Raw genomic sequence first — 11,237 nt, forward strand, 5'->3', positions numbered from 1 at the left:
GATGTTGGTGAAGCAGCTCGCCTATCGGAGGGCACGCAACACGAGTCCGCGCAGGCAACCGCCCGCGGCGCTCAGGAGCCACCTGCCGCGCGCGGCCCACATCGGCCGCAAGCCCGAGACGACCGTGAGAGCCCGCGCCTACCGGCCTCGCCGAGGCGCGCTCCGCTTCGCCGCCGTGGCCTTCTTCGCCGCCGTGGCCTTCTTCGCCGCCCCGGCTTTCTTCGAGAACGGCGCCGCAAAATCATCGTCGGACACGAGGTACTCGCTGACGAGCGAGAACAGCCCTGGGCAGGCCCCCGGCTTCGTACCCGACCTCGTCCACGCAGCGGCCGCGCGCGTCGCGCTGTCGATGAACTCCTTCCAGCCGGGAACGCGCCGCGAGGGACTCTTGCGCAGCGAGGCGGCCGGAATCGCGGCGGCGACGATCTGCGGATCCGCGGCCTCTTTGATGCGGGGCTCCACGGCGGGCGGCGCCGGAGAGAACCACGCGGGCGTGTCGGACACCGAGTGGAACGTCACGAGCGCGCCCTCTCGGAACACGGCGAAGGTGGCCATGTCGATGACGCCATCCATCTCGACCACCGCCACGGGCCGCGCCCCGCGGCGCGCGAGATCGCCTCGAACAGCGGGAAAACCCGGTGTGTATCCAGCCGCCCCTCGAGGGACGCCCAGTGCAGCGGCCACCCCGCGTACCGCGTCCAGTCGCGCTCCGGCTTCAGCGACGCGAGCAGGCAAGGCTCACCACTGCCGGCATCGACGAGCTCGGAGTGGTACACCTCGAACGCCGCCCCCGCCTCCCGGAGTGCTGCCTCGCCGACGGAAGCCGGCGCGATGATGTGCAAGAATCCCATCGAGTCCTCGTGGCCGCAGGGTGCTGGCTCAGCGGCAATGTACACGAGGAGTCGGAGCCGTGCACCCGACGATGCCAGCCTCCGTCTCGCCGAAAGACGCTGCATGACAGGACAGAAGCAGAGCGACGAGCACGTCATCGCGCGGAACCGCGCGGCGGCGTTCCACTACGAGCTGTCGGACCGGTACGAGGCGGGCATCGTGCTGCGCGGGAGCGAGGTGAAATCGCTGCGTGAGGGGCGCGTGCACCTGATCGACGCGTTCGCGGTCGTCGAGCGTGGCGAGGTATGGCTGAAGAACATGCACATCGCATCTTTCTTCCACGCGCGCGCGTTTCCGCACGACGAGCGCAGCGCGCGCAAGCTGCTCCTCCACGCGCGCGAGATTCGGGAGATCGAGCGCGCCATCGTGCGCGAGGGCTACACGCTCGTGCCGCTCGACCTGCATTTTCGCAATGGCCATGTGAAGGTGACCCTCGGCGTCGGTCGCGGGAAGAAGGTCCACGACAAGCGCGCCACCATCGCCGAGCGCACGGAGGAGCGCGAAGCGCTCCAAGAACTGCGTGCCCGCCAGCGCCGCGGAGGGTAACGCGGGGCTCGGGCATTGCGGATCTGATCTTTCGGTACGGTCGATCTCCAGGTTTTCCTTGATATCTGGACGCTGCCGTGCACGATGCCATTCTTCGATGGTGGCCTCGGGACCCAATGCCACACCCCCGAGGCTCCACCGCCAGAGGTACACGAGAATGGACGCATCCAGCTTCCGCGACGCAGTCTTTCAGGTTCACCATCACGGCAGGCAACGCGGGCACTACTTCCTGGCGTCCGAGGACGAACGGCTCTCGGACCGTCACATCCAGGTCAACGGCCAAAGAATGCTGTCTTTCGGCAGCTGCTCTTACCTGGGCCTCGAGTTCGATCCGAGGCTCATCGAGGGCGGGGCCGAGGCCTACCGCCGCTTCGGCTCACAGACGTCGTACAGCCGAGGGTACTTGTCGTGCCCGCTCTACCACGAGCTCGAAGAAGAGCTCTTTCCGCAGATCTTCGGCGTCCCCCGGGTGCTCGTTTTGCCGAGCACGAGCATCGCCCACCACGTGGTGTTGCCTGCGCTGCTGACCGAGAAGGACGCGATCGTGTGCGACCACCAGGTGCACAGGTCCGTGGACGACGCGATCACGCTGCAATGCGCGCGGAGCAACGCGACGAAGGTCATCGTCAAACACGGCGAGCTCGACAGGGCCCTCGACGTGCTTCGCCAGCTCTCCGTGAAGCACCAGAACGTTTGGTTCGCCTGTGACGGCGTCTACTCCATGTACGGCGACTACCTGCCCGAGAGCTTTTTGCAGGCGGTTCTGGACGTGGCGCCGAACGTCCGCCTTTACGTCGACGACGCCCACGGCATGAGCTGGGCGGGGGAGAACGGTCGTGGACACCTCCTGTCCCGCTTCCCGCTCGACGAGCGAATGGTGGTGGTGACGTCGCTGGCCAAGGCGTTTGCCACCGGGGGCGGGGTCGTCGTCGTCAAGGACCCACAGCTCCTCGAGATGGCGAGGCTGGTGGGCGGGCCATTCTCGTTCTCGGGGCCGCTTCGCCCTGGCGATCTGGGGGCGAGCGTGGCCTCGGCGCGGATCCACCTGAGCCCCGAGCTGGGCCAACGCCAGGCGGTCTTGCAGAGCCGGATCGAACAGGCGAACGATCTTTGCGATCGGCTGGGCATCCCGCTCGTCATTCGCAACGAAGCGCCCATTTTTTTCGTCGCGCTCGGCCGCGTCGAGGCCGTCTACCAGATGGCGGAGAGGCTGCGCGACGACGGCTTCCACGTCAACGTCTCGGGCTTCCCCGCCGTGCCGTCGAGCCGCGGCGGCTTGCGCGTCACGATCAACGCAAACCACGCCGAGCACGAGGTCGACGCGCTCTTCTCTGCCATCGCTTCCCACCTGGAGCCGGTCCTCGAGAGCGTGGGCGTCACGCGTGCCGAGGTCGACGAGCAATTCGAGGGGGTGCTACCGCCTTTCTTGCGGTCGGCGACGAACAGGATATCGGGCATTTTTCGCGTCCCCGAGCGAAAGACCGCCGAGCACGACACGGGCTCGGTCGAGATGTTCGACTCCATCGATCAGATCGCCCCCGAGCTCTGGGACTCGCTCGTCGGAGGCCTCTCGTACATCGACGCCCGCACCATGCGCGCGGTCGAGCGCGTGTTCCACCAAGGCAATGATCGACCGGAGCATTGCTGGTCCTTCCGCTACGTTCTGGTGCGCGACGAGTCCGGCGCGCCGCTCGCCGCGGCGCCATTCACGACGTGCCTGATGAAGGACGACACGTTCATGAGCGCTGAGGTCAGCGCCGCGCTCGAAGCCGAACGGGCGGAGACCCCCTACCTTTTCACCTCTCGCGCCGTCGTCATGGGCTCCCTCGCGTCCGAGGGCGAGCACATGTTCCTCCGCCCAGGGGAGGACAGAATGAAGGGGCTCGTCAAGCTCGTCGAGGCAGGCGTCGCCGAAATGAAAGCCCAGGGTTCGAGCACGCTGGTCATTCGCGACGTCGGCGACGACCCCGAAATCGCGCAGGTGCTCACCGGGCAAGGATTCGTCCCCGTGCCGCTCGTGGAGTCCTACATGCTGCAGCTCGATTGGCGCGGCGAAGACGCCTTCATTGCATCGCTCCCGACAGCCGGCCGGCGCAAGCACGTCCGAGCCACCACCGAACGGTCATCGCTTTTCGACGTCGAGATCTGGGACAGCCAGACCGACGTCTCGGACGACGAGCTGCGGCGAATGCACGCGCTCTACCTGAACATCGCCAGGAAGAACTTGCGCATCAACATTTTCCCCCTGCCGGTCGAGCTCTTGCGGGCGCAGCTCGAGAGCGGCTCATGGGAGGTGATGGTCTTGCGGCGCAAAGGTGGGGGCGCGCCCGTGGCCTGGGGAGCCTGCCGTCACGCGGGCGAAGCGTACAGGTGGCTTTACTGCGGGGTCGACTACGAGGGATTCAACACCGAGGAGGTGAGCCCCTACCGCCAGTTGCTCTGGCAGATCGTGCGTCGCGCGGGCAAACTCGGCTGCAAGCGCCTGCACCTGGGGATGGGCACGGGTCAGGAGAAGGTTCGCTACGGCGCGACGGCCAGCCCCACGTTCGCGTTTGTCCGGGCTGACGATGCGTACGAGGCGACGCAGCTGCAAGAGTACGTCACCCGCCTCGCCATTCGCAGAAGCCGCGCTGGCTCGTAGCAGAGTTTCTCTCGGCCTGGCGACCCTGACGCGAAAAAGGGATTTCCAGGCATGTTGCTTGTCGTGGTCGTACCCCTGGGCCCAGCACGAACGTCCGCGCCGCAATGGTAAGCGCCGAGGCGGCAGCGCGCGCGGACTCGACCCCTCGACATGGGAGCGAGCGGGCCGAAGAAGATCCGCGGTCGTCGGGATGAGCCTGGGACCCTGCAATCAGTTGCGACGCAGCCAGGCGAAGGAAGGAAAGGGATATCAAGATGACGGAGATGTCGAAGGTCTTCGCGCTGCTCGGTCTTTCCGCCTCGGTCGCGGTCGTCGGCATGGGGTGCATCACGGAGGCCGAAGAACCCGCCGAGATGGAGTCCGCCGCGCTCAGCGCCGACGGCGAGAGCGACGAGGACTCGGCGGGGGGTGAGGCGACGGTCGCCGTGAACGGCACGTTCGACACCCTCCGGAATGGTCGGCCTCGAGGGCACACCGCCACCCGCCCCCGCAGGCGGATCCAGGCACCGAGAGAAATCTTGGTGGTCGGAGCCCGCGTGAACTGACTCGATGGTTCCATGTTTGCCCCGTCGAGGCCGCCTCGATACTCTCCGCACGACCATGGAAGCGCCGGATGCGCCGATATTGCAGAAGGTTTTTGTGTTGGCCCAACGGCTTTCGGCGCGTGCCACATGCACGGACACTGAACTTCGGGAGCTGTGCGATGCGGTCGAGGCGCTCTTGGCTCGAGCGCTCATGCGAGATCCGATGTGGCCCCGTCACGACTGGCTCGACGGCTTCATTGCCAGCATCATCGAGCGGAGTCCGGATCATCTCCTTCTTCGCGGCGAAGTGTGGGTGAATGCGGTGCGCACCGAGCCATGCGAGGTCGAGATCAAGCTTGGAGAGCAGCGCCAACCATGCTTGACAATCCGCTTCATGGCCGCAGGGGGACCGCGGCGTCGAGGGCCGCCGGTGGACTGGCTCTACGTGTTCGAGGAACGCGGTGCGTGAAAGACCCCGTGGACAAGCAAATGATGACGATGTCGTGGAGACGTGTTCGCCGCGTAGTCAAGCTATCATTTCAGAAGCGATACGAAGGGATCGAATCCAGGGCCGAGTTGTGATGCCTCGGGGAGTCTTGCGACGAGGGCATCCGGGAGCGACCGTCCCGAAATGGCAGCAACCTGAGCCGCGATGGCAGCGATCGTGTCGGTGTCGCCGCCCAGAGATACCGCTGTGGAGATGACCGACTCCATGGGCTCGTCCGCAGTCGCCGCCGCGACGAACAGGGCCATCGGCACGGCCTCGACCACATGCCCGGAGCTCCCAAACCGCCGGGCGGCGTCGTTCGGCGAATCCTGACAGGCGGACAACTCGAGCAACCGGTCGCGGACCGCCGTGTCGGGAAGCTCGTCCGCAACCAGCGAGAGAAGGTTTCGTGGCACGGCCGCGAGCTGCGCGCAGCGTCGAAGCGCGACGACCACGGCGAGTGCACCGGCGTAGGCTTCGTCGCTGTGATGCGTGATCCGTGACACGTCACGAATCGTTCGACGGTCCGCCTCGACACGGGGGTCCAGGAAAAACGACAATGGAGCAGCCCGCATGGCAGCGCCCGAGCCCGAGGCGAACTCGCCGCGGGCCCCCGCAAGGGCCCAGTGGGCGCCTGCCGCAAGGTCACGGAGCGCCTTGACGGTCGCCGACCCGGCGCCGGTGATGCGGCCGGACTCGAACCAGCTCCGAAATCGCTCGGCGATTCGTTCGGGCTGAACACGCCCTCGGCTCAGCACGATCGCTTCGCATGTGGCGAGGGTCAACCAGGTGTCATCCGAAAGTCGCGGTGCTTCCGGAAAGACCGGCTGAAGTGGCCCGGCGCGACCCTCATAGGGACCGCCCCAGGCATCGCCGAGAGCCCCCGCGAGGAGGCAGTTCCGTGCGAGCTTTCGCGCTCCGACGTCGGTCATGGCCGAGAGTCTACGCTTTCACGACCGGTGGCGCTCGTCTCGAGGAGCGAGCATCAATTGCTGTCCGGGCACGTGCCGATGAGCTTCGGGGAGTCACCGCACTCGACTCTGTAATCACACGTGCCGTCCTTGATCTCGCAGCCGCCATAGCGCCAGTAATCCAGCGAGCAATAGTCCAGGTCGCATAGACGGCCATTCTCATTCTCCGAAGGGGGTGGGTTGCCCGTGCATTCGATCTCGCAGCCGGCGCAGGTGCAGGTCCGCGTGCACCAACCGTTGCCCAGCGAGCACGTCCCGTCGTTCGCGCCTCCGGCGCCTCCGCCGCCGCCGGCGCCGCCGGCGCCGCCGCTTCCTCCGGCGCCTTCATTGCAGGCACTCTCCATATCGCACGGGCTGTAAGGCGGCGCGCCCCCGCTGGCCCAGGGGTCACAAAGGAAATGCCCCGAGGGATCACACGTGCATTTGAGACCGCTCTCGATTCCCGAATACGCACAGGTCGCTCCCGCCGAGCAAGGGGCGCCCACGCCGCAGCGTCGCCCAGCGAAGGACTCGCCCCCTGAACCCGCGGTGCCAGCGCCGCCGCTATCGCCCCCCGAACCCGCGGTGCCAGCGCCGTTGCTCGTCCCGACAGGGCCTTGACATGCACTCAGCGCCAGCGCGATGGTAAAGGTCGCCCACGCCGCGCGTGCTCTCGATGCTGTCTTGGTCAATTGCATGGGCCATCCACCGAGCAACGCTTGGGCCAGGCAGAATCCGCGGGAATTCCCGCTCCCACGCTGCGGTCGGCGACATGCGAACCTTCGAGGATGGCGCACAGTGGCTCATTGTTGGACGTTTCGGCACACGTGTCCTCGCACGCTCACACGCGTGAGACTGCATGCGGGCGACAAGCGCGCGGGAGTGCAGCGGATGGCGGGGCATGAGAATTGGGCAGTCTCGGGTAAAAGCTCGGGCTCGACATACTCCTCGACGTAATCCCGCTCCGAGCGATCCGTGCGAGCGAGGTCAGATCGGTCCCCAAAGAGCCGCAAGGCCGCCCTTGCGAGGGTCACGCGAGGGGCTGACGCGTCAGCGGCCCCGTTGACGTCACCCGCGTGGGATTGACGCGCCAGCCGCATTCCACGCTCCCGCCGTTCGAGCTCCTACCCGTGGAATTCCCGACGCCCGAGCGTTGGTCCGAGTCCTGCTAATGCGTCCCACGGTAAGAAGTGTCGACGGATGTGATATGAAAAACGATACAGACGAATCGGCCTCGGGGACGAATCGATGGGCTCTCGGGGCAGCGATGGGCATCGTTCTCTTCACGGGCGCGGGGTGTACGGTGGGGATCCCGCTCGACGCGAACATGCGTATCGACGTCGACTCCCCTTCCGGAGGGAAATACTCGCAACACGGGAAGCCGCTCGATCAAGGCGACATGACCGACAAACTCCAGCAAGAGCCAGCGAATGGCGACAGGATCAGCAGAGCGAAGGAGAGGGCGATCTTCGGTGGTTTGCTGATGGGTATTGGCTCCGGGTGTGCCAGTTGGCTTGCCGGGCAGTACATCGTCACAAACCGTTTCGAGCCCTATCATACTGGTTTTGCAATCGGCGCCGCCGTGTCCTTCGGCATTGCAATTCCTCTCCTCATCTCGAGCAGCGGGAACATCGCCGAGGCGGTGGACGTGCACAACAAGCTCGTCGATGAGCGCGAGATGCTCCTGCAGGAACGCGAGCAGGAGATCGAAAAAGCGAAGTGGGCGCCACTGCCCGAGGGCTTCGGATTCGACTTCAAGGAAGGGCCGGAGAAAGCCGCGTCGTCGTGCCAGAACGCCGGGCATCAATGGACCGAGAAAGATGGGACGTTCCTCTGTAGCGGCGTGCCGTCCTTCGAGCTCAAGAGGGCCTCGGCGGAGCTCTCCTTCGCGGACGGGAAAATCTCGCGATTGCGCATTCTCGTGCATCCGCAAGACGACAGCAGGAGCTGGGCCGGCGCGATGGACACGACCGAGACCGTGCTCAAAAGAATGTACGGCGAACCGAAGTCGAGGAGCTTCACGTTTCCCGCCGAGTGCGCGGGGAAGGATTTCATGGCTTGCGTGACGGACGGGAGGGTCAAGGGCCAGGCGTCGTGGACGAAGAAAAAAGCGAAGCGTTCGGTCACCATGGCGATCGTCAATGACGCGCCACCGATGCTCGTCGTCGATATCACCCGCGTGCCCCCGGCCGCAGCTTCCCCCGCTCCCTGAAAGAATCGATGGGCTCGGCGGATCGCCGTGGAGCGGCATCGGGTCGAAATCGCGCGCCCGATGCGCCGAACACGGCGATCACCCGAGGTTCACGCGGAAATCTGCTCGATGAGGTCGGCGGCGACGGCCGTGCCATTCATCGCCACGGTGCCGGCAATCGCGGCCGCGCGAGCAGCGACTCCGGGATCGAGGGCGCCCTGCAACGCGGGCAGGAGGGACTCCGCGCGGAGGGCTCCACGAGCCACGGACGTCCCGATCCCGAGCGCCCGGACGCGCGAGGCCCAGTAGGGCTGATCGGAAAACATCGGGACGATCAACTGCGGGACGCCCGCGCGCGCCGCGATCGTGGTCGTACCCGCACCGCCGTGGTGCACCACCGCGGCGACCTTCGGGAACAGCGCCTGGTGATTGACGTCGCCGATCGCGATGCAATCGGAGGCGCCGTCGACCAGACCGAGCTCAGCCCACCCTTGCGATAGGACGACGCGACGCCCCGCAGCCCGCACGGCCTCGATGACGATGCGGCCGGTCTGCTGGTCCGCGGGCATGCTGCCGAAGCCAATGTAGACGGGCGGCTCGCCGGCGGCGAGGAAGGCTTCCAGCGCGGATTCGAGCAGCGTCTGGTCGGGAAGGATCCAGGCTCCCGTCTGCGTGACCAAAAGGCCGGGCGTCGCCGGCCGCGGCCCGAGCACCAGGTCCGTGGCGAGCCACGGATCCTTGCCGAGGATATGGCCGAGGACATCGCTCAGCGGACCCAGGCCGAGGCGCGCCCGATGGGCGTTGAGCCGCTCGAGAAGGCGCTCGTTCCAGCTCCGCGATTCGTCCTGCCAGCGCCTGCGATTTTCTTCCGGGTCGCCCCCGGGCTCCCCGGCGGGCGCATGATCCGGCGACGGCAGGGCCACCGGCGCGTACACGGCGATCATGGACGGGATGCCCATTCGCTCCGCGATGGACCGTGCGGCGTACTGATGCGCGCCGCCGGCCACGATCACGTCGCATCCCTCGGCGGCCGACGCGGTCGCGTCGAACTGGTCTTTCACGAGGTGCTCGAGCAGCGCGCGGAGCTGCTCCGGCGTCGGTGCTTGCGCGGCGGCGGCTCCGCTCGGCGCACGCATTGCGATGCCGATCGGGGTCGCCGTGAAGCCCAAGTTGCCCACCCAGTCGAGAAAGTTCGGCGGCACGCACAGCTTCACGTCGTGTCCCCGACGCCGCACCTCGGCGGCCAAGGCCACGACTGGTTGCACGTCACCGCGCGTCCCCACTCCCGTCAGCAATACCCGCATCGTCCCTCTCCCTTCCACCACGCGCGCCGCGTGGATCGGGTCAGCGCCCCGTTCCGCTTCATAACCTGGAACGGGATGCGGGGCGAGGACGCCGTGCGACGCCTCATCCGTTCAGGCCGAGACGGCCGGACCCGCCGGGGAGGCGAGCTTGCGCATCACGAGTGTGAGAATTTCCCGGACCCGCGCGTCGGACAGGGTCGACAACCCTTCCCCGACATACCATTCGATCGAACTCTGATCCGGCAAGGCGGCGTGCTTCGCGCCGCCGAACAGCCAGATGCCGTGTTCCTCTGCCAGCTCGTTGCGTATGGCCGTCAGGCGCTCGCGGCCGACCGGGAAATACACGTGAAGCATGTTGACGTGCGGCCGCGCCGGATTGACTTGCAGTTGCGGAAAGTCGCGCAGCACGTCGTACAACCTTTCGGTGCGTTCGAGGTAGGCAGGCATCTTCGCCAGCCGCTCTTCGAAGCGCATCGCCGCCGACACGACATAGGGCGAGCGGCGATAGACGTTTCCGCCCATGCGTTTCATCCACGTATCGGCCTTCGCGATGAAATCCGCGCTGCCGAGCAGCATCGCGCCCGCATGCGCGCCGATGCCCTTGTAGAATGAAACGTAGACCGAATCGAAGCCTTGCGCGATCTCCTTCAGCGAGCGCTTGTAGCCGGCCGAGGCTTCCCATAATCTCGCGCCGTCCATGTGCAGATGAATGTTCCGTTGCCGGCAATACGCTTTGAGCGCTTCGAGCTCCGCCCAGTCCGGCAGCTGTCCGCCGATCTCGCGCATCGGCAGTTCATAGAGCGTCGCGCCGATCCGGTCGGGCCAGGCCTGGAGGTCGGCGACGGTCCACGTGCGGAAAGGATCGCCGACGTGCAGCGACTTGAAATGGTCGAGCAATTGATGGTTGCTGCGCTCGTGCAGTAGCACATGCGCGGTCGGATGCAGTGCGACCGTCTTGCTGCCGGCGGCTTCACAGGCGAGCCGCAAGGCAACGGATTGCACCATGGTGCCGGTGATGCAGAAGACGGCCTTTTCGAAGCCGAGCAGATCGGCTATTTTCCTTTCGAAGTCCTGCACCAACGCGCCCTCGCCGTAGGCGTCATGGGCGATGTCGTTCGCTTCGCAAAAGCGCGCCATGGCGGCGAAGTCCTCGGCGGCGGTGGTCGGCTTTTCTCCCGAGAAAAACGTGTGGCAACGCTGACGCAGTTCCGTTGGGTTCATGTTGAGCCCACATACCAGCACAAATCGTGGCGTGACATCTACCCCCAACGTCTTGGAGACGCGTGCGACCGGACGCAGCCAATGCAGCATGACCGGGAGCGACGGGACGGGATGAACAGCCACGTATGGCCCGATCGAGCTCGAGCTCGGCTGAATCAGCCCTTGCGGCGTCTGCGCAGGACGAGCGCGAGGGCGGCGATCGCAGGGAGCGCGAGGGTCGGGGAGGGGGTTCGCGTCGGGGCCGGTTGAAATGCGCAGAGACCCGTAGCGATGGCCTCGCCTCCGGGGGCGGCTGGCGCGACCCCCGAGCTGCCGCCAGTGCCGCCGGTGCCAATGCCGCCAGTGCCGCCGGTGCCAATGCCGCCGGTGCCGCCGGTGCCGCCGGTGCCGCCGCCGCCGGTGCCGCTACCGCCACCGCCGCCGGTGCCGGTGCCGCCGGTGCCGCCGCTGCCGCTACCACCACCGCCTCCGGTGCCTCCGGT

11 protein-coding genes and 1 pseudogene are annotated in these 11,237 nt (G+C 66.5%); 5 read left to right on the forward strand and 7 right to left on the reverse strand.

Annotation, left to right across the window (positions count from 1 at the left end; genetic code table 11):
* Positions 1-138: 138 nt before the first annotated feature.
* Both QHF83_RS46910 and QHF83_RS46915 read right to left on the reverse strand, forming a co-directional pair.
* On the reverse strand, positions 139-555 hold the full coding sequence (locus QHF83_RS46910) for a hypothetical protein (protein WP_282424666.1): 417 nt from the start codon (positions 553-555) through the stop codon (positions 139-141).
* Positions 516-851 carry a hypothetical protein gene (locus tag QHF83_RS46915; RefSeq protein WP_282424667.1) on the reverse strand — a complete coding sequence of 112 codons (336 nt, stop codon included), beginning with the start codon at positions 849-851 and terminating at the stop codon, positions 516-518. The genes QHF83_RS46910 and QHF83_RS46915 overlap by 40 nt, the downstream gene beginning before the upstream one ends.
* A 103-nt stretch (positions 852-954) precedes the next feature.
* On the opposite strand from QHF83_RS46915, the gene smpB reads away from it, so the two are divergent.
* The 4 genes from smpB to QHF83_RS46935 all read left to right on the forward strand — a co-directional run bounded on the left by smpB (position 955) and on the right by QHF83_RS46935 (position 5,071).
* Positions 955-1,437 carry an SsrA-binding protein SmpB gene (gene smpB, locus QHF83_RS46920; protein WP_282424668.1) on the forward strand — a complete coding sequence of 161 codons (483 nt, stop codon included), beginning with the start codon at positions 955-957 and terminating at the stop codon, positions 1,435-1,437.
* A gap of 157 nt (positions 1,438-1,594) precedes the next feature.
* On the forward strand, positions 1,595-4,078 hold the full coding sequence (locus tag QHF83_RS46925) for a bifunctional aminotransferase class I/II-fold pyridoxal phosphate-dependent enzyme/GNAT family N-acetyltransferase (protein WP_282424669.1): 2,484 nt from the start codon (positions 1,595-1,597) through the stop codon (positions 4,076-4,078).
* Between the two features lie 254 nt (positions 4,079-4,332).
* On the forward strand, positions 4,333-4,623 hold the full coding sequence (locus tag QHF83_RS46930; RefSeq protein ID WP_282424670.1) for a hypothetical protein: 291 nt from the start codon (positions 4,333-4,335) through the stop codon (positions 4,621-4,623).
* A 55-nt stretch (positions 4,624-4,678) separates the two neighbouring features.
* Positions 4,679-5,071: a hypothetical protein gene (locus QHF83_RS46935; protein WP_282424671.1), complete on the forward strand. Its 393-nt coding sequence runs from the start codon at positions 4,679-4,681 to the stop codon at positions 5,069-5,071.
* 65 nt (positions 5,072-5,136) lie between these two features.
* On the opposite strand, the gene QHF83_RS46940 is transcribed toward QHF83_RS46935, so the two are convergent.
* Both QHF83_RS46940 and QHF83_RS46945 read right to left on the reverse strand, forming a co-directional pair.
* Entirely contained in the window at positions 5,137-6,021 is an 885-nt protein-coding gene (locus tag QHF83_RS46940) for an ADP-ribosylglycohydrolase family protein (protein ID WP_282424672.1), read from the reverse strand.
* Between the two features lie 53 nt (positions 6,022-6,074).
* Positions 6,075-6,404, reverse strand: a complete 330-nt coding sequence (locus QHF83_RS46945) for a hypothetical protein (protein WP_282424673.1) — start codon at positions 6,402-6,404, stop codon at positions 6,075-6,077.
* Positions 6,405-7,246: 842 nt separating this feature from the next.
* Here QHF83_RS46945 and QHF83_RS46950 point away from each other — a divergent pair.
* Entirely contained in the window at positions 7,247-8,251 is a 1,005-nt protein-coding gene (locus QHF83_RS46950; protein WP_282424674.1) for a hypothetical protein, read from the forward strand.
* 89 nt (positions 8,252-8,340) lie between these two features.
* Here the strand turns inward: QHF83_RS46950 and QHF83_RS46955 are convergent, their stop codons facing one another.
* The 3 genes and pseudogenes from QHF83_RS46955 to QHF83_RS46965 all read right to left on the reverse strand — a co-directional run.
* The gene (locus QHF83_RS46955; protein ID WP_282424675.1) at positions 8,341-9,534 is read right to left on the reverse strand and encodes a glycosyltransferase; all 1,194 of its coding nucleotides are present in this window, start codon (positions 9,532-9,534) and stop codon (positions 8,341-8,343) included.
* 111 nt (positions 9,535-9,645) lie between these two features.
* On the reverse strand, positions 9,646-10,845 hold the full coding sequence (locus tag QHF83_RS46960) for a beta-eliminating lyase-related protein (RefSeq protein WP_282424676.1): 1,200 nt from the start codon (positions 10,843-10,845) through the stop codon (positions 9,646-9,648).
* A gap of 65 nt (positions 10,846-10,910) precedes the next feature.
* Positions 10,911-11,237: pseudogene (locus tag QHF83_RS46965) on the reverse strand (carbohydrate-binding protein); the annotation flags it as partial.

Origin of the sequence: Polyangium sp. 15x6, assembly GCF_029960785.1 — a bacterium.
In the GTDB taxonomy this organism is placed as follows: domain Bacteria; phylum Myxococcota_A; class Polyangia; order Polyangiales; family Polyangiaceae; genus Polyangium.